Annotated in this window: 24 protein-coding genes and 1 tRNA gene; 11 read left to right on the top strand and 14 right to left on the bottom strand. The window is 61.3% G+C overall.

The window, feature by feature from the left end:
• Positions 1-3: 3 nt before the first annotated feature.
• Positions 4-876 (bottom strand): branched-chain amino acid ABC transporter permease, encoded by an 873-nt coding sequence (locus LVY71_RS12145; RefSeq protein WP_235100148.1) that lies wholly within the window; start codon positions 874-876, stop codon positions 4-6.
• A 134-nt stretch (positions 877-1,010) separates the two neighbouring features.
• Positions 1,011-2,174, bottom strand: coding sequence for an ABC transporter substrate-binding protein (locus LVY71_RS12140; protein ID WP_235100147.1), 1,164 nt, complete (start codon positions 2,172-2,174; stop codon positions 1,011-1,013).
• Between the two features lie 269 nt (positions 2,175-2,443).
• Between LVY71_RS12140 and paaI the strand changes: the two genes are divergently transcribed.
• From paaI to LVY71_RS12105, 7 genes are all read left to right on the top strand, one after another.
• Positions 2,444-2,854, top strand: coding sequence for a hydroxyphenylacetyl-CoA thioesterase PaaI (gene paaI / locus LVY71_RS12135; RefSeq protein ID WP_235101477.1), 411 nt, complete (start codon positions 2,444-2,446; stop codon positions 2,852-2,854).
• 15 nt (positions 2,855-2,869) lie between these two features.
• Complete coding sequence (gene paaK, locus LVY71_RS12130; RefSeq protein ID WP_235100146.1) at positions 2,870-4,201, top strand: phenylacetate--CoA ligase PaaK; 1,332 nt, start codon at positions 2,870-2,872, stop codon at positions 4,199-4,201.
• Between the two features lie 67 nt (positions 4,202-4,268).
• Positions 4,269-4,904: a TetR/AcrR family transcriptional regulator gene (locus tag LVY71_RS12125; RefSeq protein ID WP_235100145.1), complete on the top strand. Its 636-nt coding sequence runs from the start codon at positions 4,269-4,271 to the stop codon at positions 4,902-4,904.
• Positions 4,905-4,956: 52 nt separating this feature from the next.
• Positions 4,957-6,990 (top strand): phenylacetic acid degradation bifunctional protein PaaZ, encoded by a 2,034-nt coding sequence (paaZ, locus tag LVY71_RS12120; protein WP_235100144.1) that lies wholly within the window; start codon positions 4,957-4,959, stop codon positions 6,988-6,990.
• Positions 6,991-7,020: 30 nt separating this feature from the next.
• Positions 7,021-7,326 (top strand): EthD family reductase, encoded by a 306-nt coding sequence (locus LVY71_RS12115; RefSeq protein WP_235100143.1) that lies wholly within the window; start codon positions 7,021-7,023, stop codon positions 7,324-7,326.
• Positions 7,327-7,341: 15 nt separating this feature from the next.
• On the top strand, positions 7,342-8,616 hold the full coding sequence (locus tag LVY71_RS12110) for a cytochrome P450 (protein ID WP_235100142.1): 1,275 nt from the start codon (positions 7,342-7,344) through the stop codon (positions 8,614-8,616).
• Between the two features lie 18 nt (positions 8,617-8,634).
• Positions 8,635-9,060 (top strand): PaaI family thioesterase, encoded by a 426-nt coding sequence (locus LVY71_RS12105; RefSeq protein WP_235100141.1) that lies wholly within the window; start codon positions 8,635-8,637, stop codon positions 9,058-9,060.
• Here the strand turns inward: LVY71_RS12105 and paaE are convergent, their stop codons facing one another.
• The 8 genes from paaE to LVY71_RS12065 all read right to left on the bottom strand — a co-directional run bounded on the left by paaE (position 9,061) and on the right by LVY71_RS12065 (position 14,891).
• Positions 9,061-10,140: a 1,2-phenylacetyl-CoA epoxidase subunit PaaE gene (gene paaE, locus LVY71_RS12100; protein WP_235100140.1), complete on the bottom strand. Its 1,080-nt coding sequence runs from the start codon at positions 10,138-10,140 to the stop codon at positions 9,061-9,063. It lies immediately after the preceding gene.
• A gap of 11 nt (positions 10,141-10,151) precedes the next feature.
• The gene (gene paaD / locus LVY71_RS12095; protein WP_235100139.1) at positions 10,152-10,655 is read right to left on the bottom strand and encodes a 1,2-phenylacetyl-CoA epoxidase subunit PaaD; all 504 of its coding nucleotides are present in this window, start codon (positions 10,653-10,655) and stop codon (positions 10,152-10,154) included.
• Entirely contained in the window at positions 10,649-11,425 is a 777-nt protein-coding gene (gene paaC / locus LVY71_RS12090) for a 1,2-phenylacetyl-CoA epoxidase subunit PaaC (protein WP_235100138.1), read from the bottom strand. Before paaC ends, paaD begins: the two co-directional genes overlap by 7 nt.
• Before the next feature lie 127 nt (positions 11,426-11,552).
• On the bottom strand, positions 11,553-11,840 hold the full coding sequence (gene paaB / locus LVY71_RS12085; RefSeq protein ID WP_235100137.1) for a 1,2-phenylacetyl-CoA epoxidase subunit PaaB: 288 nt from the start codon (positions 11,838-11,840) through the stop codon (positions 11,553-11,555).
• Positions 11,841-11,854: 14 nt separating this feature from the next.
• Positions 11,855-12,847 (bottom strand): 1,2-phenylacetyl-CoA epoxidase subunit PaaA, encoded by a 993-nt coding sequence (gene paaA, locus LVY71_RS12080; RefSeq protein WP_235100136.1) that lies wholly within the window; start codon positions 12,845-12,847, stop codon positions 11,855-11,857.
• 57 nt (positions 12,848-12,904) lie between these two features.
• Complete coding sequence (paaX, locus tag LVY71_RS12075; protein WP_235100135.1) at positions 12,905-13,798, bottom strand: phenylacetic acid degradation operon negative regulatory protein PaaX; 894 nt, start codon at positions 13,796-13,798, stop codon at positions 12,905-12,907.
• A gap of 224 nt (positions 13,799-14,022) precedes the next feature.
• Complete coding sequence (locus LVY71_RS12070) at positions 14,023-14,598, bottom strand: LysE family translocator (RefSeq protein WP_235100134.1); 576 nt, start codon at positions 14,596-14,598, stop codon at positions 14,023-14,025.
• 218 nt (positions 14,599-14,816) lie between these two features.
• Positions 14,817-14,891 (bottom strand) — tRNA-Glu (locus LVY71_RS12065).
• Between the two features lie 293 nt (positions 14,892-15,184).
• Between LVY71_RS12065 and LVY71_RS12060 the strand changes: the two genes are divergently transcribed.
• Together LVY71_RS12060 and LVY71_RS12055 are read left to right on the top strand one after the other, a co-directional pair.
• On the top strand, positions 15,185-15,964 hold the full coding sequence (locus LVY71_RS12060; protein ID WP_235100133.1) for a cyclase family protein: 780 nt from the start codon (positions 15,185-15,187) through the stop codon (positions 15,962-15,964).
• Positions 15,965-16,056: 92 nt separating this feature from the next.
• Positions 16,057-16,629: an HdeD family acid-resistance protein gene (locus tag LVY71_RS12055; protein WP_235100132.1), complete on the top strand. Its 573-nt coding sequence runs from the start codon at positions 16,057-16,059 to the stop codon at positions 16,627-16,629.
• A gap of 44 nt (positions 16,630-16,673) precedes the next feature.
• Here LVY71_RS12055 and LVY71_RS12050 read toward each other — a convergent pair whose 3' ends face one another.
• The 4 genes from LVY71_RS12050 to epmA are packed head-to-tail and all read right to left on the bottom strand — an operon-like array spanning position 16,674 to position 19,251.
• The gene (locus LVY71_RS12050) at positions 16,674-16,919 is read right to left on the bottom strand and encodes a hypothetical protein (RefSeq protein ID WP_235100131.1); all 246 of its coding nucleotides are present in this window, start codon (positions 16,917-16,919) and stop codon (positions 16,674-16,676) included.
• 40 nt (positions 16,920-16,959) lie between these two features.
• Positions 16,960-17,157, bottom strand: a complete 198-nt coding sequence (locus tag LVY71_RS12045; RefSeq protein WP_235100130.1) for a hypothetical protein — start codon at positions 17,155-17,157, stop codon at positions 16,960-16,962.
• A gap of 10 nt (positions 17,158-17,167) precedes the next feature.
• Positions 17,168-18,235 (bottom strand): lysine-2,3-aminomutase-like protein, encoded by a 1,068-nt coding sequence (locus LVY71_RS12040; protein ID WP_235100129.1) that lies wholly within the window; start codon positions 18,233-18,235, stop codon positions 17,168-17,170.
• Positions 18,232-19,251, bottom strand: coding sequence for an EF-P lysine aminoacylase EpmA (gene epmA / locus LVY71_RS12035; protein ID WP_235101476.1), 1,020 nt, complete (start codon positions 19,249-19,251; stop codon positions 18,232-18,234). Before epmA ends, LVY71_RS12040 begins: the two co-directional genes overlap by 4 nt.
• 171 nt (positions 19,252-19,422) lie before the next feature.
• Here epmA and efp point away from each other — a divergent pair, with 171 nt between their 5' ends.
• Together efp and LVY71_RS12025 are read left to right on the top strand one after the other, a co-directional pair.
• Entirely contained in the window at positions 19,423-19,989 is a 567-nt protein-coding gene (efp, locus tag LVY71_RS12030) for an elongation factor P (protein WP_235100128.1), read from the top strand.
• Positions 19,990-20,071: 82 nt separating this feature from the next.
• On the top strand, positions 20,072-21,730 hold the full coding sequence (locus LVY71_RS12025) for a M23 family metallopeptidase (protein WP_502797597.1): 1,659 nt from the start codon (positions 20,072-20,074) through the stop codon (positions 21,728-21,730).
• Positions 21,731-21,737 lie beyond the last annotated feature (7 nt).

The raw sequence follows: 21,737 nt of genomic DNA, 5'->3' as shown, positions 1-21,737 counted from the left end.
CGCTCAGACCCTTTCCACGGTCCGGCGTCCGAACAGACCCTGCGGCATGGCAAACAATACCAGCAGGATAACGATGAAGGCAAAGGCATCCTTGTAGGTCGAACTGATGTAGCCGACCCCGAATGCCTCGAGCAGGCCGAGCAGCAGACCGCCCGCGACAGCGCCGATCGGATTACCCATGCCACCCAGCATCGCCGCGGCAAATCCTTTCAGCGCAAGCATCGTGCCGACATCGTAGCTGGTGAGCGTGATCGGCGTGATCAGGATGCCGGCTACCGCGCCGATGGCGGCCGAGCCGCCGAATGCCAGCGCCATGACTGTCGCCGTGTTAATGCCGACCAGCCGCGCCGCCAGCCTGTTCGCGGCAGTCGCGAGCACGGCCTTTCCGAGAACGGTCCGCTCCAGAAACACATAGAGCAGGATGACAATCGCCGCAGTGCCGCCGAGCACCCAGAAACTTTGCGGTTGGACGGTCGCGCCCAGCAGGTTGACCGGCGTATCGCCGGAGATGCTGGGCAGCTTGTGAAACTGCTTGTCGAAGATGATCTGCGCCGCGCCCCGCAGCAAGATCGACGCACCGATGGTGATGATGATCAGCGTGACCGGCGACGCATCGCGCGCAGGCTCGATCGCGAGCCAGTACAGTAACAGGCCCACAACAACTGCAACGCAGACCGCCAGAACCGCAGCAAGCGGCAATGGAATTCCGGCGGCGGAGAGAAACACCGTCACCATGCCGCCGAGCATCACGAACTCGCCCTGCGCGAAATTAACGACATCCGATGCGTTGTAGACCAACGTAAAGCCCAGCGCGACCAGCGCGTAGACCGCGCCGACCGTTAGTCCGGAAATCAGAAACTGGACAAACTCGGGCATTCCGGCTCCGCAGGCGAAAGGCTGTCAGTCGCTTAAGGCAATTTTGAACAGGTCGGGCAGAGAAACAGCGCTCCCGGACGGATCGATCCGAACTGTCCGGGAGCGCCAATCGTGTCACGCAACGCGGGGTGCGCCTATGCGCCGGGCTTGATCAGGGACCAGTCGCCGCCCTTGATTTCCAGCATGCGGAAGGCGGAGAGATCGAGACCCAGGTGATCGGTCGGCGACATGGTCACGATGCCGCCCGTGCCGACAAAGCCTTTGGTCTTCTCGATCTCGTCGCGAATCTTCTTCGGATCGGTCGAGTTGGCGCGCTTCATGGCCTCGACGAGAATGAACAGGCCATCATAGGCGTGGCCGCCAAAGGTCGAGACCGGCTGCTTGGTGCCGTCCTCATAGGTCTTCTTGTAATCGACCACGACCTTCTTCTGCGGATCACCGTCCGGCAGCTTGTCGCCGACCAGCAAGGCCGCCGCGGGCAAGCGCACGCCTTCTGCAGCAGGACCGGCAAGCTCGATGAAGCTCTTCGAGGCCACGCCGTGGCTCTGGTAGAGTGGCGTCGCGGTCATGCCGAGCTGCGCATAGTTGCGGGTGACGATCGCAGGTCCCTGCCCGAAGCCGGGATTGACCACGGCCTGAACGCCGGGAGTGCCCTTGATCTTGGTGAGCTGGCCGGTCATATCGCTGTCGCGCGGACCGTAGCTCTCCTCGGTGACGATCTTGATGCCGTAGTTCGGCGCAGCCTTGACGCATTGCGCCTTCATCGAAGCGCCGAAGCCGTCGGTGCCCGAGATCAGCGCAATATCGGTGAGCTTGCGCTGCTTCAAGTTTTCGAAAATCTTCTCGCAGGCCATCTTGTCGGTATGCGGCGTCTTGAAGACGTATTTGCGGACCGGATCGATCACCTCAACGGCGCCCGCGAAGGATATGAAAGGCACCTGCGCTTCCTCGAACACCGGAATCATCGCCATGGTGGTGCCAGTCGTCGAACCGCCCGCCATCGCCACGACTTTGTCGTCCTCAATCAGACGGGTCGCGAAGGTACGTGCCTTGTTGGCGTCTCCGCCGTCGTCATAGATAATGAGTTCGACCTTCTTGCCGCCGATGCCGCCGGCCGCATTGATCTTATCGACATACATCCGCAATGTCTTGTCCTCGGGCTCGCCGAGAAACGAAGCCGGACCGGTCACTGAGAGCACGGAACCAATCTTTACGGTCTGCTGTGCAAACGCAGGACTGGCAAACGCCAAACCGGCAACGCCGGCCAATAGAAGTCTGATTGCTGAAGTCGGCTTCATGGAATCCTCCCTGATGATGGGCGCTCGTTTTTTCGGAGAGCTTGCCCGGCACATCTTGTTCGTCACACCGGCAAATTGTCCCAGACAAATTGTCCTGTGCGATCTGATGCGCTTCGGCTCCATCAATATAATTGACCGGACGGTTGGTCAATAGTAACCTGCCCTCAACGGCTGAGACACAACAGCCGATCCGGGAGGACCGTGTGGACGCAGGCCAAAGAACCGATAGCGGTGATCCGCGTGCGCTGGCCGAAGCCTGCGCGCAGACCATGTGGACGGACGATCGCGCCAGCAAAGGGCTCGGCATGAGTCTGCAGCGCATTGCGCCCGGCGAAGCCGTTCTCTCCATGACAGTCCGCAAGGACATGACCAACGGCCACGGCATCTGCCACGGCGGTTTCATCTTCACGCTCGCGGATTCTACCTTTGCATTTGCTTGCAACACCTACGACCAGCGCACCGTCGCCCAGCAATGCGCGGTGACCTTTCTTCAGCCCGTATCCGAAGGCGAAATCCTCACAGCGCACGCCATTGAACGGACCCGCGCCGGCCGCGGCGGAATTTACGATGTCACCGTTCGGGACAGCGCCAACACGGTCGTCGCGGAATTTCGGGGACATTCCCGAACGATTTCCGGCCGGCTGCTCACGCCGGACAATCATCAACACGATAACAAATAAGACCGGGAGACCACGTTGCTTCAGATTCCGCTGCGCAAGCTCGATCGGCTGACGCCCGAACCGACGGAGCTCGATCGTTACGAGATGGCGTCTCGCGACGAGATTCGTGCGCTCCAGCGCGAGCGTCTCGCGTGGTCGTTGCGGCACGCCTATGACAACGTGCCGCACTACCGCGCGAAGTTCGACGCCGCGGGCGTTCATCCGGATCAATTCAGGGACCTGCCCGATCTGGCGAAGTTTCCCTTCACTATTAAAACCGACCTGCGGGACAACTATCCATTCGGCATGTTCGCGGTGCCGCAATCCGAGATCTCGCGCATCCACGCCTCATCGGGCACCACCGGCAAGCCGACCGTGGTCGGCTACACCAAACGCGACATCGACACATGGAGCGACGTGGTCGCGCGCTCGATCCGCGCTGCAGGCGGTCGCCCTGGCATGAAAGTTCATATCGCCTATGGATACGGGCTGTTCACCGGCGGCCTCGGCGCGCACTACGGCGCGGAACGCCTCGGCTGCACGGTGATTCCGATTTCCGGCGGCATGACGGAGCGGCAGGTTCAGCTCATCAACGACTTCAAGCCCGAAGTCATCATGGTGACGCCTTCCTACATGCTGGCGATCCTCGACGAGTTCAAAAAGCAGGGACTCGATCCGCGCAAATCCTCACTTCGCATCGGCATCTTCGGCGCCGAGCCGTGGACCAACGCCATGCGCGAGGAAATCGAGGACGCGTTCGATCTCCATGCCGTCGATATCTACGGCCTGTCGGAAGTAATGGGTCCGGGCGTCGCCAATGAATGCGTGGAAACCAAGGATGGCCTCCACATCTGGGAAGACCACTTCTATCCCGAAGTCATCAATCCGGTGACCGGCGAAGTGCTGCCGGACGGCGAGAAAGGCGAACTGGTCTTCACCTCGCTGACCAAGGAAGCCATGCCGGTGATCCGCTACCGGACCCGCGACCTGACACGGCTGCTGCCGGGCACGGCGCGCTCGATGCGCCGCATGGAAAAGGTCACTGGACGTTCCGACGACATGATGATCGTGCGCGGCGTCAACGTATTCCCGACCCAGATCGAGGAAAAGCTGCTCACGATCCCGGCTCTCTCGGTCCACTACCAGATTATCCTTACGCGTGAAGGCCGCATGGACGAAATGGAGATCCAGGTGGAGGCGCGTCCGGAAGCCAGCTTCCCGGACCGGCAAAAAGCGACCGGTCAATTGATTCAATCGGTGAAAGATACCATCGGCATCAACGCGCGCGTCACGGTGCTTGATCCGGCGACCATCGAACGCTCCGTCGGCAAGGCCAAGCGCATTGTCGATCGGCGACCCAAAGCATGATCCGGAAAAGTGGAGACCGATTTTTCGAATGATCATGCCGCTTAGAGACTAAGGAATAACGCGTCCCATGGCACGCAGCCGCGCCAACGATTACGACGATAAGCGACAGGCGATACTCGATCGCTCGGCGGAGCTTTTCTCGGCGCACGGTTACGACCGCGCCTCGATGAACAAGATTGCCGAAGCCTGTGGTGTGTCGAAGGCGAACCTGTATCATTATTACAAGGACAAAGAGGGCCTGCTGTTCGACGTCATCCGCTTTCATCTCAAGGAATTGCAGGAAGTCGTCGAAGCTGCCGATCATGCGAATCTGGCGCCGGAACCGCGCTTGCGGGGCCTGATCGCGGCGCTGCTGGAAGCGTATCGGGATGCCGACTCCCAGCACAACGTCCAGATCAGCAGTATGCGCTTTCTGCCACAGGAGCGTCAGGCGGAACTGAAGCGGATGGAGCGCGATCTGGTCACCGTGTTTTCCGCGGCCGTCGCAGGCGTCGCGCCGCACCTCAAGGGCACGAAGATGCTGACGCCGGTGACGATGTCGCTGTTCGGCATGGTCAACTGGCATTACCTCTGGTTCAAGAGCAGCGGCTCCGTCAGTCGCGACGAATACGCCGACATTGTCACCCGACTGATCTCGGATGGCGCGCGCAGCCTGCTCAAGCCGTCTCCCAAGCCATCGAAACGCACTGCTGCCGCCGAATAGATTCGGCGTTGTTCACATCGGTGCCTAGTGCACCCAACATCGAAGTGATCGCATGAAACTCGAGAGCTACGTCAACGGACAATGGGTTGCATCGGGTCGCGACCTGATCGAGGTGCGCAGCGCCGTCAGTGGCAATGTGGTGGCCGAAGCGTCCAGCGGCGGGCTCGACATGGACGACGCCCTCACTTACGCCCGCGAGATTGGTGGCTCGAATCTGCGCAAGCTGACATTCCATCAGCGCGCCGACCTTTTGAAGAAGCTCGCTCAGTACCTCACCGAGCGGAAGGATCAGCTTTACAAGCTGTCGTTCCAGACCGGCGCCACGCGCACCGACAACCTGATCGATGTGGATGGCGGCATCGGAACGCTGTTCGTCTATGCCGGCAAGGGCCGCCGTGAACTCCCGAATACGACGTTCCTGATGGATGGCGGCGTTGAATCCTTAAGTAAGACCGGCACCTTCGCCGGCCAGCACATCGTCACATCGCTGCATGGTGTTGCGGTCCATATCAACGCCTTCAACTTTCCCTGCTGGGGCCTGCTCGAAAAGCTCGCGCCCGCCCTCCTCGCCGGCGTTCCTGTGGTAACGAAACCCGCCACGGTCACGTCCTACGTCGCCCACGCGCTCGCGCGCATGATCGCAGGATCCGGGATTCTTCCGGAAGGCGCGTTCCAGTTCATTGTCGGCTCGACGGGGGACTTGTTTGATCACCTCACCTGTCAGGACGTTGTTTCTTTCACCGGCTCCGCGAGCACCTCGGAAAAGCTGCAACGTCATCCGGTGATCGCGAAGGAAGCGGTGCGCTTCATCGCCGAGCGAGATTCGCTGAACGCCGCGATCCTGGCGCCCGATGCCGCGCCGGGCACGCCGGAGTTCGATCTGTTCGTTAAGGAAGTTGCCAAGGAGATGACCGTCAAGGCGGGGCAGAAATGTACCGCGATCCGCCGCGCGCTGGCCCCCTCCTCAAGCGTCGACGCGGTGATCGAGGCCCTGCGCGAGCGGCTGGCGAAAGTAGTGATCGGCAATCCCGAACTGGAAACGGTGCGGATGGGCCCAGTGGTCGGCCTCGACCAGCGCCGCGACGTTCTCGCCCACGTCAAGACGCTGCGGACGGAAGCGCAGCTTGTCGCCGGCGATCCCGACAATTTCGATGTTCAGGGCGCGGACGTGTTGCGCGGCGCATTCATTCCGCCGCTGCTGCTGCATTGCGCCGACCCGCAGAGCGCAAACAGCATTCATTCGGTCGAGGCGTTCGGCCCGGTCTGCACCGTGATGGGTTATGGCGACCTGGACGAGGCGATTGCGCTGACCAATCGAGGCGGCGGCAGCCTTGTGGCATCGGTCTATACCCACGATCCGAAGGTGGCCTCCGATCTCGTGTTCGGCGTCGGCAGCTTTCACGGGCGGCTCGTGATGATCGACCGCGATTGCGCCAAGGAACAGACCGGCCACGGCTCGCCGATGCCGCAAATGGTTCACGGTGGTCCGGGCCGTGCCGGCGGCGGCGAAGAACTCGGCGGTGTGCGCAGCGTCCATCACTATATGCAACGCACCGCGCTGCAGGGCTCCCCAGCCATGCTGACGGGCATCACCGGAAGCTGGATGAAGAGCGCGCCCATCGTGGAGAAAGACAGGCACCCGTTCCGCTATCATTTCGAGGATCTGGATGTCGGGCAGACGTTCTTTTCCAAGGAACGCACCATCACGCTCGAGGATATCGAGCATTTCGCCCATTTCACCGGCGATACGTTCTACGCGCACATGGACGAGGAAGCGACCAAGGGGCATCCATTCTTCCCCGGCCGCGTCGCGCACGGCTACCTGTTGCTGTCGTTCGCAGCAGGCCTGTTCGTCGACCCCGATCCGGGTCCGGTGCTGGCCAACTACGGACTCGATTCACTCCGTTTCATCAAACCGATCCAGCCCGGCGAGACCATCAAGGTCAGGCTGACCGCCAAGGATAAGTCGCCACGCAACAAGCAGTATGGCGAAGTCCGCTGGGACGTGGAAATTCTGACCGACAAGGACGAGTCGGCCGCGACCTATGAACTTCTCACCATGAACGCGGTGAGGCCTGCGGCTTGATCACACCAACAAAACAATAGGGAGAGACCGATGATCCTCGTGACAGTAATGTATCCGGCCGGCGAGGCGTTCGATGCCGATTACTACCTGAAGACGCATATGCCACTGGTGAGGGATCGCTGGAGCCCGTTGGGGCTGAAGAACGCGCAGGCTATAAAAGGCGTCGCGAAGGCCGACGGCAGTGCGCCGGATTATCAGATGGCTGCGTTGCTGACGTTCGGCTCGATGGACGATTTCAAGGCCGCCGGAAAGGCGCACGGCAAGGAAATCTTCGCGGACATTCCGAATTTCACCAAGGCGCAGGCCGTGGTGCAGATCAACGACGTTCTCCTGTAGGCGCAGGAAAATCCGATGTCGTCGACGGATCAATCGCGAGTTGATCCCGCAAGCGTACCGCGCCCGGTTTCGCGCGAGGACGTTGCGATCGCGCGCAACTTCTCGCTGAAGGACCTACCGGACACGTTCTACGACGATCCCTACCCGACCTATCGCGCGCTGCAATCCGCCGATCCGATTCATCGCATGCCGGACGGATCGCTGTTCCTGACACGGCATCGTGATCTTGAGTCGATCTTTAAGGACACGGCGCGTTTCAGTTCCGACAAGAAGGTCGAGTTCGCGCCGAAATACGGCGCAGACTCGCTGCTGTTTCAGCACCACACCACCAGCCTCGTTTTCAACGATCCGCCGCTGCACACCCGCGTGCGACGGCTGATCGCCGGAGCGCTCAATCCTCGCGCCATTGCTGAAATGGAGCCGAGCCTGATCGCGCTTGTCGATTGCTTGCTCGACGACATGCAAGCACGCGGCAAGGCCGACCTGATCGAGGATTTTGCCTCCGCCATTCCCGTCGAGGTGATCGGCAACCTGCTTGCGATCCCGCATCGGGACCGCGCTCCGCTGCGCGGCTGGTCGCTCGCGATCCTCGGCGCGCTGGAGCCGTTTCTCTCGGAAGATGTTCAGGGGCGCGGCGAACGCGCGGTGGGCGAATTTCTCACCTACCTCCGCGATCTTGTCGCCGATCGCCGCGCGCGGCCCGGCGACGCCGAACACGACGTTCTGACCCGCCTGATTCAGGGCGAGGCCAATGGCGAGCGCTTGAGCGAAGTCGAGCTGTTGCAGAACTGCATCTTCATCCTGAACGCGGGTCACGAGACCACGACGAACCTGATCGGTAACGGGCTGGAATTGCTGTTGCGTTTCCCGGACGAACGCCGCCGCCTGATTGAGGATCCAGCGCTCATTAAATCGGCCATCGAAGAATTCCTGCGATTCGAGAGTTCAAACCAGCTTGGTAATCGCCGCGCCATCGAGGATGCCGAGATTGATGGCGTTGCGATTCCGCAGGGTTCGCTGATTACGCTTTGCATCGGCGCGGCGAACCGCGATCCTGATATCTTCGCGGAACCGGAACGCCTCGACATCTCGCGCTCACCGAACCGACACCTCGCCTTCGCGTCAGGCGCGCATGCCTGCGTGGGTCTCACCCTCGCACGCCTTGAAGGCCGCATCGCCATCGGCCGGCTTCTTGCCCGCTTCCCGAACTTCGCCGCCACCGGGCCTGCCCACAGGGCGCGGCGCGTGCGCTTTCACGGTTTCACGTCCCTTCCCGTGACGCTGATCTGAATTCTTGCAGGATACAACATGCCGACATTCGACAAGCCCGCCGCCGAAACCCTGCTCGCATCCGTGTTCGCGAAATGGGTGCAGGATCTTGATCTCTCGATCGAGAGCATCGGAGGCGACGGCGCGGTGCTACGCATGCGCTTCTCGGACAAGTTGTGCCGGGACAACGGCGTGGTCTGCGGTCAGGCGCTGATGAGCCTCGCCGATACGGCGATGGTGTTCGCGATCTGCTCCGCCGCGGGCGAATATTTCCCGATGACCACGGTGGACCAGACGATCCACTTCATGCGCCCCGCCATGCGCGCGGACCTCTTGGCGGACGCCCGCGTCGTGCGGATGGGAAAGACGATGGCCTACGGCAGCATTTCCATCCGCACAGAGAGCGACGAACGGCCCGTCGCGATGGCGCAGACGGCCTACGCGCTGCTCCGCGAGAGCAAGTAGCTAGACCTGATCGTAGTCGACCACAACGCGCGACGAAACCGGATGCGCCTGGCAGGTGAGCACGAACCCGGCTTCCAGTTCCCATGGCTCCAGCGAATAGTTGACGTCCATCTCCGTCTCGCCTTCGACGATCTTCGCGCGGCAGGTGCTGCACATGCCGCCCTTGCAGGCATAAGGCAGGTCTACGCCGGCGCGCAGCGCGGCATCGAGAATGGCCTCGCCCTCAGCAACCGGCACGTCCTTGCGTTTGCCATCGACGATCAGCGACGCGATTGCCTTCGGCGGCGCCTCCGGCGCAATCTGAACCTTGGGACGCGGCTTGCCGCCGAGACCTGACACGAAACGCTCAACATGAATATGGTCCGCGGGAATGCCGAGATCGAGACAGGTCGCTTCGATCTCCTCACTCATCGCCGAAGGACCGCACACAAACACATGATCGACCGCGGCGGCAGGCACCATCGCGCGCAAAAGCAGATCGACCTTTGCACGGTCGAGCCGTCCGTACAGGATCGGCAGATCCTGCTCCTCCTGCGACAGCACATGAAACACCGAGAGCCGACCGATGAACCGGTCCTTCAGCTCTTCGAGCGCTTCGCGGAACAGAATGCCGCTGGTCGAGCGGTTGCCGTAGAAAAGGAAGAAACGGCTGTTGGGCTCGCGCGCGAGAATGCCGCGAATAATGGAGATGATCGGCGTAATGCCGGAGCCTGCCGCGAAGCCGACATGAACCCGCGCCTCGCTTGGCGCATGGGCCACGCCGAAGCGACCAGTCGGCGTCATCACATCCAGTTCGTCGCCGGACTTCAGCGCTTCAAGCGCCCAGCTTGAAAACACGCCGCCTTCGACTTTTTTGACGGCAATGCGCAACTCACGATCGTCGGGGCTCGAGCAAATCGAATAGGAGCGGCGCACCTCCTCGCCGTCCATCACGGTGCGCAGCGTCAGATACTGCCCCGGCGCGAAGGTGTAATCTCCGGCCAGTTCACCCGGAACGGCGAAGGTTATGGAGATGGCGTCGGGAGTTTCGCGACGCAGATCGTCGATGGCTAGGCGATGGAATTTCGGAACCTGTGACATCTGTTGAATCTCTAATGACACTTGAAATAGTCGAACGGCTCGCGGCACGCCTTGCAGCGCCACAACGCCTTGCAGGATGTCGAGCCAAATTCAGACAGCACTTCGGTATTCACCGAACCGCATTGCGGGCACGCCACCTGCTGCTCGCCGAACAGGGCGCGCCGGCCTCCCCCTTGCTGGGGCGGCGCGATACCGTAGTCCTTCAGCTTCTGACGGCCCTGCTCGCTCATCCAGTCCGTCGTCCACGCGGGAGAGAGGATGGTGCGGATTTTCGGATTGCGGATGCCTTCGCGCGCCAGCGCAAGTTCGATTTCCAGCGCGATCATGTTCATCGCCGGGCAACCGGAATAGGTCGGTGTGATCGCCACCTCCACCGCGCCATCGGTGACGGTCACCTCGCGCAGCACGCCGAGATCTTCGATGGTCAGAACCGGGATTTCCGGATCGGCCACCTGCGCCGCCGCATTCCAGGCGGTCTGGCGTAAATCCTGGACATTGTGGCTGCTGGTCACCATGTTGCGTTCGGGAAGGTTCGCTGCATCGATTGCAGTTCGCTGAGCAGATGGCCCAGATGTTCGGTGTGATTGCCGGAGCGACCGCCCTTCTGCATCCAGTCATTCGACGGCAGATTCAGCATTGCTTCGTTCAGCACATGCGAGACTGTTTCCATCCAGCGTCCGCGCAAGCTTTCCGGGTCGATCGCCACACCGGACGCAATCAGCGCTACGTCACTTTCGTCAGAATGAAACAGTTCGCCGGTGAAGGCCCATAGATCGTCAACCGCAACCTGCGCTCGGCGATGGCTTTCCTCGGTGCCGTCGCCGAGCCGGATCATCCATTCCGACGAATGGCGGAGATGATAGGCGCTCTCCTTCTCCGACTTCGCCGCAATCGCCGCCAGCGTCGCATCCTTAGACGCCATCATGGCGCGCCAATAGGGATCGGCGAACGCCGAATAAAAGAACTGCCGCGCGATAGTGCGAGCAAAATCGCCGTTTGGCTGCTCCACCAGCAGCAGATTGCGATACTGCCGCTCGTCGCGCAGATAGGCCAGCTTGTCCTCGTCGTGGCCGGCATTCTCGACCTCCGCCGCGTAGCTGTAGAGTTCGCGCGCCTGTCCGATCAGGTCGAGGCCGATGTTGGCGAGCGCCATCTCCTCTTCCATCATCGGCGCATGGCCGCACCATTCCGACACGCGGTGTCCGAGGATCAGCGCGTCGTCGGCACGCCTCAGTGTGTAAAGCACCAGCGGGCTTTCGGTGACTTTGATAGAAGGCGATGCCATATTCAATACTCGCGATGTCATTCCGGGATGCACCTCTTGGCGCAGGCCCCGAATCCCTGGGTTGCAACGTCATGGATTCCGGGTTCGCTCGTTTCACTCGCGCCCCGGAATGACGAATGAATGCCAATCACATATGCCCGACTTCTTCCGGCACTTCATAGAATGTCGGGTGGCGATAGATCTTCGACATCGCCGGCTCGAACATCATGCCCTTATCGGACGGATCGGATGCGACAATCGCATTCGACGGCACAACCCAGATCGACAGCCCCTCGCCGCGCCGCGTGTAGAGATCGCGCGCGGACTGCAGCGCCAGTGTCGCGTCAGGCGCATGCAGCGAGCCCACATGCTTGTGCGCGAGGCCGTTGCGGCTGCGAATGAAGACTTCCCAAAGCTGAATGGTCGGCGTGGTCATGGCGTCTATTCTCCCTAGGCCGCCGCCGCGGTGCGGCGCGATTTTTTCTTTTCGGCGTAGGCGAGCGCGGCGTCCCGCACCCATGCGCCCTCCTCGTGAGCCTTGCGGCGCGCGGCCATACGGTCGCGATTGCATGGACCATTGCCGGCGAGAACCTGCTTGAACTCGTTCCAGTCGATCGCGCCGTATTCCCAGTGGCCCGTCGCCTCATTCTTTTTGAGGTCGGCATCCGGCAGCGTGAGGCCGAGGAAATGCGCCTGCGGCACAGTGGCATCGACGAACTTCTGGCGCAGGTCGTCGTTGGAAAAGCGCTTGATCTTCCATTGCGTCGACTGGTCACCATGCTGGCTGGCGTTGTCCGGCGGACCGAACATCATCAGGCACGGCCACCACCAGCGATTCAGCGCGTCCTGCGCCATCGCCTTCTGCTCCTCGGTGCCACGCGCCAGCGTCAGCATGATCTCGTAGCCCTGCCGCTGATGAAACGACTCCTCCTTGCAGACGCGGATCATGGCGCGCGCATAAGGACCGTAGGAACAGCGGCACAGCGGAATCTGGTTCATGATGGCCGCGCCATCGACCAGCCAGCCGATGGCGCCGATGTCGGCCCAGGTCAGGGTCGGATAATTGAAGATCGAGGAATACTTCGCCTTGCCCGCGAGCAACGCGTCGACAAGCTCCTCACGCGAAGAGCCGAGCGTCTCGGCGGCTGCATAGAGATAAAGCCCGTGGCCGCACTCGTCCTGCACCTTGGCGAGCAACGCCGCCTTGCGGCGCAGTGAGGGCGCCCGCGTGATCCAATTGCCCTCTGGCAGCATGCCGACAATCTCGGAATGGGCGTGTTGGGAAATCTGACGGGTCAGCGTCTTGCGATAAGCCGCCGGCATCCAGTCGTTCGGCTCGATCCGCTCCTCGGCATCGATACGGGCTTGAAACTGCGCCGCGCGTTCGGCGTCCTCAATAAGACCAATCTCGGCCTCGGATGTGTTGAGCGCTTGCGTATACATCGCCGATTCCTCTCCGGGAGACACCGGCAATATATAACATAAAATCGCTCTAACAAGTTATTTTTGTAACATATTGCGCTGCACGTCCGAGAACCTCCTATCGAGTTCCGGACCCGGCGGCGGCAGCGGACCCGTGACACTTTCCCCGCAGGCGTCCAGCCAGGATTCGGACGCAGGCAGAAGGGCTTGATAAAGCCGGGCGCAGAGCCGGCGGGCGTCGGCGGCTGGCCATGCCGGCGGCAGCAGAGCCGCTGGGAGCAGCGGATCACGCAGGATCGCGCGTCGGTAGTGGTGGATCAGAAGAACCCGCGCGAGCATCGCATCCGCGGTCGAGATCTTGTCGGCACCGCCGATCCAGCTTTCCAGCGGTGCGAAGGTTTTGATGAACTCGCGATATGACTCGGCGGTCCGCTCCAGCGACCAGCTCGCCTCCACCAGCCGCCGGCCCATGACACCTTCGGCGGAGACTTCCAGTCTGATGGCTCCTTCTGCAATCGCCGGCAGCGGCGCGGCCGACGGCGCCACCCAGACGCCCGGCATCGGACTGCCGAAGCCGGCTTCGGCCAACGCTGTCCGCGACGCCTCGCGATCCGCACCGTTTCCGATCAGCAGAAGCTCGAAGCGCCCTGCCCAGTCAGACACGTGGGGATTGTAGACATGCGCGACTGCAGCCTCGAAACGTTCGCGTCCATTCTTGGCGAGTTTGTAGAAACTCTTGCGGCCGACCTTGTCGCGGTCGAGCCAGCCATCGGCGGCAAGCCGCGACACGGCGGTGCGAACCACCCCGCCGTCGGTGCCGAGCATATCGAGAAATTTCAGGAGCGTACCGAGCCAGACCGAGCCGCCACGCGGCAGGATGGCGTCGCCATAGAAGGTGATGATGAGCGATCCGGTGCGCGACGGTTCACGCTTGAATCGGCTGACGATGCGGGAAAGTGGATGAGGACTCATGGGCAGGCAGCATAGAGCATTCCATCGTGGCGACGAGTGCCATCCCGATCACCGCGCACGTCGAGCGCCCCCCAATCTGCATCGCGGCCGAACTTAAATTCAACGTCTTTCACATGGCTGCCAAAGTTCGACATGACGTTCTTTAAGTCTTACTTTAGGAATTCAGCCAGGAATACGGAGCTCCTACAAATCTGATATTGTTTCATTATCTTCAATAAACAGCGTCACGCTCTGATCGCGCCTGTGATCAGCGTCACCGACACTATTGCGAGCCAGACGGACGCGATCCTCTGAATGATCAGCAGCCGGCGGCCGTCACCCCCGCCCTTCTGCGCCAGCTTTCCTGCCGTGCCCCATACCAGCGCCACGGCCACTACCATGAGGCAGAACAGCCCGAGTCGCGCTGTGAACTGCGGATCAGCCAGTGCGGGGAGCAGAACAAGACCAAAGATCAGCGCCTTCGGATTCAGCATCGTGGTCAGATAGACTTTCCCAGCCGTCACTTCAGTGGAAGCGCCGATCCCGCCATGCCGCCCCCACAGGTTGATGGCAAGGAACATCACCCAGAGCGCTGCGGCGATCTTCAGAACAACAGCCGCTACAGGCCATTGCCCCAGCACTCCCGACCCGAGATAAATCAGCGGCAAGATCGTGGTCAGATAGCCGCACAGTTCTGCAGGCAACAAACGTATCACGCCCCGCAGTCCTCGCCGCGCGCCAGCAAGGCCCATGAGTGTATTCGTGGGGCCGGGCGCGAGAAGAAGCGCGAGAACAGTCGAGATAAATGCGGTGAGGGTCATCGGTGTGAAACTTGCTCGCGGAGTCGACATTGAACCGGTCGACAACTACCCCCGCACATCACCTGCGACTTTGATCTAGATTATGGTCGCTCAAGGTAATTCACAGTCGCGCTGACCATGCAGGCGCGGGAACCGGGTCTGTCATGAGACAACCGCAGACATGACGCCGTCCCTCCGACGGTAGGTCAGCGGAAATTCGCAGTTTTTCGGAGTGGTGGTGGCGCTCCCTAGCGGAATCGAACCGCTCTCTCCACCGTGAAAGGGTGGCGTCCTAACCGATAGACGAAGGGAGCCAACAGCCGAGAAACGGACGCCGCACCAAGGTGCGCATTCACCGTCTTTCCGCCATGGATAGATCAGCTTATTCGCCCAAAATCAATGCCTTAGCGTTGTTTGGAGCGACGGCGACCGAAATCCAAGTCGTGATTTGGCCGAACGCGTCGGAACGTATAATGGCGTTTCGCGGCAGCGGCAAGCCTGACGGTCGGGTTGCTTGAGGGGGCCCTCACCCGGCATGCACACTGTCCTGAGCGCGTCCCGCCCTGGCTGCAACGGGCGCAGGTCCATCAAACAAGGAGATTGGCTCATGACTCGCAGACTGATCGATATTTCCGTGCCGTTGCAGAACGATGTTCCAGCCGATCCGCCAGGCAATCATCCCGCCATCATCTACATCGATCACCAGAAGGACCTGCCCCGCATCCTTCAGTTCTTCCCCGGATTGCAGAAAGAAGATCTACCGGACGGCCAGGGTTGGGCTGTCGAGCAGGTCAATCTCTCGACACACAACGGCACGCATCTCGATGCGCCCTATCACTTCCATCCCACCATGAATCGCGGTGAGCGCTCATGGACCATCGACGAGGTCCCACTCGAGTGGTGCTTTCAGCCGGGCGTGAAGCTCGACTTCCGGCATTTTCCGGACGGCTATGTCGCGACAGCGGCGGACGTCGAGAGCGAGTTGAAGCGCATTGGACACACGCTCAAACCACTGGAGATTGTTGTCGTCAATACCAGCGCCGGCGCCAAGTACGGCCGGCCGGATTACGTTTTCTCCGGCTGTGGAATGGGTTACGAGGCGACGATGTATCTGCTGGAGCGCGGTGTGCGCCTGACCGGCACCGACGGCTGGAGCTGGGACGCGCCCTTCGTCTACACCGCGAAGAAATATGCCGAGACGAAAGATGCCAGCCTGATCTGGGAAGGCCACAAGGCCGGCCGCCACATCGGCTATTGTCATCTCGAAAAACTGCATGATTTGGATCAATTGCCGTCGACGGGCTTCATGATCTCGTGTTTTCCAGTCAAGATCGAACGCGCGTCGGCGGGCTGGACTCGTGCAGTCGCAATTCTGGATTCAGAATAGAGTTGTGTAAGCTCCCTTAACAATTGGTCCAGCGCGGGACTAAGCTGAGCTTGCCCCCCCATGACGCCCGAACAGCAACAAGGAAACCATCAATGACGATGCCCCCCGAAGTCGAGCGGCTTCAATCGCAGGTGAAAGAGGCCGTGAAGGCAAACTGGAAGGCCTTCCTCATCGAGGGCATTGTACTTGTGATACTGGGAATGGCCGCGATCGCCATCCCGCTGCTTGCCAGCATCGCGATCACGATCTTCCTCGGCTGGCTATTCCTGATCAGCGGCGCTGTCGGGCTCTATATGACGTTCACTACGCGAGACATGCCTGGCTTCTGGTGGTCGTTGCTCTCCGCGGTGCTGGCGGTTGGTGCCGGTTTCATCCTGCTGGTGCAACCCGTCGCGGGGACGCTGACGCTAACGCTCGTGGTTAGCGCCTATTTCATCGCCGAAGGCATCACCACCATCATGTATGCGCTCGCCCACCGCCGCGAACTGTCGGGGCGATGGGGATGGCTGCTGGTGTCAGGTCTTGTCGATCTGGTGGTGGCGGGACTGATCATCGCCGGGCTTCCCGGCTCGGCCGCATGGGCGATTGGCCTGCTGGTCGGCATCAATCTTGTGTTCGGCGGCACATCCCTGATCGGGATGGCGCTCGCAGCGCGCGACTCCTGAAATATCGAAGGCCGCCGCGAACCGGCGGCCTTCTTTCCGAATTCCTAGCAGCCTCGGCAGATGCTCTTGATCTTGCGATCGAGCGCCTTGTCTTCGGCTGACTCGGTATAGTTCTTTTCCTGCGCGGATGGCACCTGGTCCGCGCGCGGTTGCCGGTGTCCGATCGGCGCCTGCGGGATACCACGCGCTTCCGGAACACCCGACGTCGTCGTCCCGCTTTTACTCTGCGCCAGAGCTGCCGGCGCGCTCAACAACAATGCGATCAAGGCGATTGGGATGGCGTTTTTCATGTCACATCTCCACCATGCGATTCCTCAGCATGACCGCACTCTACCGGGAACGAACTGGATTTTCTATCGTCCCGCAATTGCGCCGGCCTTGCGCAGCACAATCCTGCGTCGTGCGCAGATCGGCCATCGACCCAAGCAGCCAGATACCGGCGGCCACCAACACCACGAAAAAGCCAAGCATCACGGCGTTCTCGACGGCGCGATTGCCTTCGTTCTCAGGCGGTTTGGGTCCGGTCATCGCCGTCAAACTAATCCGCAGGCGGGTAGAGGTGAACGTCACCACAGTAATCGACAATACGATATTGCTGCTCCGCATCTTCACGTCTTCGCGACAAATAATGCGGCCCGACCGGCGCCTTGCCATGGCCGCCCGGAATGTCGAGCACATAGTCCGGCTGGCACAAGCCTGACACACGTCCGCGCAACTGCCACATTAGCTTCTGCCCCTCCTCCAGGGTCGTCCGCAGATGCGCAGTGCCCGGCGCGAGATCGCCGTGGTGCAGGTAATAGGGCTTGATCCGGCATTCCACAAAGCTGCGCATCAACGCCTCCAGCGTCGCCGGATTGTCGTTGACCCCGCGCAACAGCACCGACTGGCTCACCATTGGAATCCCCGCGTCCGCCATCCGTGCGCACGCGGCGCGCGCCTCGGCCGTCAGTTCGCGCGGATGGTTCGCATGCAACGCCACCCATGTCGACGCGCCGCTTACTTTCATCGCTGCAACGGTTTCATCCGTCACCCTTGAAGGATCGGCGACCGGCACGCGGGTGTGAATGCGGATGATCTTCACATGATCGATTTCCGCGAGATCGCCCATGATCTCTTTCAGCCGGCGCGCGGACAGCATCAAGGGATCACCGCCGGTCAGGATCACTTCCCATATCTCCGTATGGCTGCGGATGTAATCCAGCGCTTCCGCGTAGGCTTCACTGGAAAGCGCGGTCTCCTTGCCCGGCCCCACCATCTCGCGGCGAAAACAGAAGCGGCAGTAAACCGCGCAAACATGGACCAACTTGAACAACACGCGATCCGGATAACGATGCACGATTCCGCTCACCGGCGAGTGGGCATGATCGCCGATGGGATCGGCGTTCTCGCCGGGTTGCGTTACCAGTTCTTCGGCGGACGGGATGTACTGCCGCGCAATCGGATCGTGAGGGTCAGATGCGTCAATGATTGCGGCGACATCCGGCGTCACGGCGACCGCATAGCGCGCCGCGACTTGTTCGAGCACGGCCAGGCTACTCGGCGGGACCAGCCCACGGCTGGCCAGTTCGGCCGGCGTCCGCATTGTTGTGACGACCCGCGGGTTCATTGCTCCTCCCCCGGCGGTGTCCACACCACCTGGTCAATGCGACTCGCGCCGCACGCCAGCATCACAAGGCGGTCGAACCCCAGCGCCACGCCGCAGGCGTCCGGCATCTGCGTCATTGCCGCCAGAAACTCCTCATCGAGCGGATAACGTTCGCCGTAGCGCCGTTCCTTCTCTGCCATCGCATGCGTGAAACGCAGCCGCTGTTCGTCCGCATCGATCAGTTCGCCGAAACCGTTGGCAAGCTCGACGCCGCAGGCATAGACCTCGAAACGTTCCGCGACCCGTGGGTCCGATGGTTTGGCGCGCGCCAGCGCGGACTCCGGCGCGGGGTACTCATAGAGGATCGTCAAACGGCCCTGCCCGAGGTTCGGTTCGACATGCTCGACCAGCACCTTGCTGAAAATATCGGACCACGTGTCGTCACCGGTGACACGAACACTGCTTGCTGCAGCCGCTGCGAGAGCTGCGCGGTCCGCCTGTCCGTCCGGAATGGTGGCCAGCAGATCGATCGCAGCGAAGCGGGTGAACGCATCGGCGACAGTCAGCAGATCAGGCTCCGCAAATGGATCGGCGACCTTCCCGCGAAATGCGAATGTGCCGATCCCCGTGGTCTGGGCAGCGTATGCAATAACCACCACAGTATCCGCCATGACCGCTTCATAGCCCTCATTGGCGCGGTACCATTCCAGCATTGTGAATTCCGGCAGGTGAAGCGGGCCGCGCTCGCGATCCCGGAACACACGCGCAAACTCTACAATCTGGGTCTCACCCGCGGCCAGCAGCTTTTTGCAGGCGAATTCCGGCGAGGTCCGTAGAAAGTATTTCAATTTGTCGCCGGAGGCCGAAGTCAGATCGGCCGATGGGGCGTGAAGATGCGTCTCATTGCCGGGCGATTTCTGAAGGATTCCGGTCTCAACCTCGACGAATCCCTCGTCCTCGAACCAGTCCCGCAAGGCTCGTGAAATTGCGCTCCGGGCCTGCAAAAACGGCTTGCGGTCGAGATGGCGGTCGGGCATCCACCAGGACGACTGTTTCTGCCCCGCGTTCACGACGGAAATGCCCGATTCGGCCGCAAAATGCTGGCTTTGGGGCGGCAAATCAGTATGTTGCAGCCCGAAACCGCGTTGCCGGACCCCAACGTGCCGAACCGGCGCCGCCACCGGCCATGAAAATTAGGAAACCTATCTGTGAAAGTCATCGCCAGTTCAATCCGCAAGGGCAACATCATTGAGCAGGACGGCAAGCTATATGTCGTTCTGACTGCGGAGAACATCCATCCCGGTAAGGGAACCCCGGTCAGCCAGATCGAAATGCGCCGGATCAGCGACGGCACCAAGGTGTCCGAGCGCTACAAGACCACTGATCAGGTCGAGCGCGCCTTCGTGGAAGATCGCGATTATAACTACCTTTACGAAGACGGCGACGGCTTCCATTTCATGAACAACGAAAACTATGATCAGTTGCTGGTCCCGAAGGACGTGGTCGGCTCGCAGGCCCCCTACCTTCAGGAAAACATGACAGTGAAACTGTCGATCTTTGAGGGCAATGCGGTTGCGATCGTGCTGCCCCAGCGCACCACGCTCGAAGTGGTCGATACCGAGCCGGTGACAAAGGGACAGACCGCCTCGTCGTCCTACAAGCCGGCTGTGCTGTCGAACGGTGTCCGCACCAACGTGCCGCCGCACATCGGCGTGGGCACGCGCATCGTCGTCATGACGGAAGACGGTTCCTACGTCGAGCGCGCCAAAGACTGAGCGCGGGCCTCGCGAGGATGCATTGACTCCGGCGCGGACAGTAAATGACGAGAGAACGGCATCGGCGAAATTCCGGTGCCGTATTTTCGTTCTTGCTACCCTGTCGCTCGGCGCGTGCACGTTGTCTGCGCGGGCTGACGAATTTCGGACGCCTGCGATTTCCGTCGTCAGGGCAGACTGGGCGGCGGCAGCCACCCAGCTGAAAACCGAGATCGATTCGCAGCCGCTCGCGGTGGATCAGTTCACCTTTTCCTCCGGGCGGCGGCCGCGTCAGATCAATCCGCATCGCATCGTGGCGATGGCGCAACTCAACGCTGTGACCTCGCCGATCTTTCCCGGGATCCAGCTCAGCCCGGTGCCGGTGCTGCTGCCGTTCGACAGCGCGCTCTATTTGTCCGACCGCCAGAGCGGCGCGATCAATCTGCTGATCCCCCGCTATCAGGCCGGCTTCCGCGCCGCCAGCATGTTCGAAGCCGGACCCTCTGGCTACGATGCGGTTTTCCTGCTCGATCGCGGCGCAGACGACGACGTGCCGGCGCGGATATACTCGAAGCCGGTCGAGGTCCAGATCACCGCGTCGCTGCTGCTGTACGACATCAACGATCCGCTCGCCGGAAAAGGCGAGCCGGTCAAAGGCCTGGCCACGCAATTCCCCAATCTGCGCCGCGTGATCCGCGAAGGCTACGTCCGATACGCCTTTACGCGTTTCGGCGTGCCTTACGTGGTCTCCATCCAGTGTCTCGACAGCGTCGCGCGCAGCAGGCGCCTGTCCTGCCGCGAGGCGTCTCCGGTCGCCGAGCGATTCCTCCGGGCGCTGCGGGTCGCAGGCGGCACGCCACGGGGTCCGCGCTACGATATCACCCCGGACGTCTCCGAGCGGCCCATCGAATACTCGCCGGATTTCACCTATCGGCCGCCCGGCGACATCATCGCCAACAGCGGCTATCGCGGACAAAGCGGCCACAGCGACACGACCGTCTACGCGCAGATCCGCTTTCCGATCGAAAAGGCTCCCGCCTTCGCCAATTCGCAATCCTTCATGAACTGGGGCGACTGCAATCTCACCGGACGCGTCTCCTTCCGTCCAGCGAAAGGCGATGAGTATCGCTGCAGGCGTAACGATAAGACGCTGGTGTTCGACGAGTCCGCCAGCGAGAACTACAGTTATCCTTGGCAGGACAATTTCTGCGAAACGCGCGACTTCGGTGTCGGCCAGTGCGCCAATGGCATGGGCCATCAGGGTCAGGACATCCGGCCCTCGTCGTGTTCCCTGCGCAACGACGGCGCCGACCGCTGCATTCCGGACATTTTTCCGACGGTCGCCGTGCGCGACGGCGTGGTGATCCGCGGGCCAACCCAGCAGGCTGTACATCTTCTGGTGAATACCCGCAATGAGCACATCCGTTTTCGTTACATGCACATGAACCCGGCGCGTCTCGACACCGACGGTATGGTTCACGGGCGTCGGGTATCTGAAGGCGAACGCATCGGCGTCGTATCCAATTACCAGGATCGCGTCGGCGGCACGACGGCTCACCTGCACTTCGACGTCCAGGTGTTCACGCGCGACGGCTGGCTCTGGGTCAATCCCTACGTCACGCTGATCTCGTCTTATGAACGTCTGATCGGCGGGCGGGGGCGCGAATACATACCGCCATCGCAAGAAGCGCCGACAATTGCGCACGCCATGCCAGCCGGGACCATCGCATCCGACACCGCCAAAGAAGGCGACGGCAAATAAACTCACG

Origin of the sequence: Bradyrhizobium sp. G127 (assembly GCF_021502575.1) — a bacterium.
In the GTDB taxonomy this organism is placed as follows: Bacteria; Pseudomonadota; Alphaproteobacteria; order Rhizobiales; family Xanthobacteraceae; genus Afipia.
The sequence above is the reverse complement of the archived record's forward strand: the minus strand, read 5'-3'. Positions and strand labels throughout refer to the sequence as shown.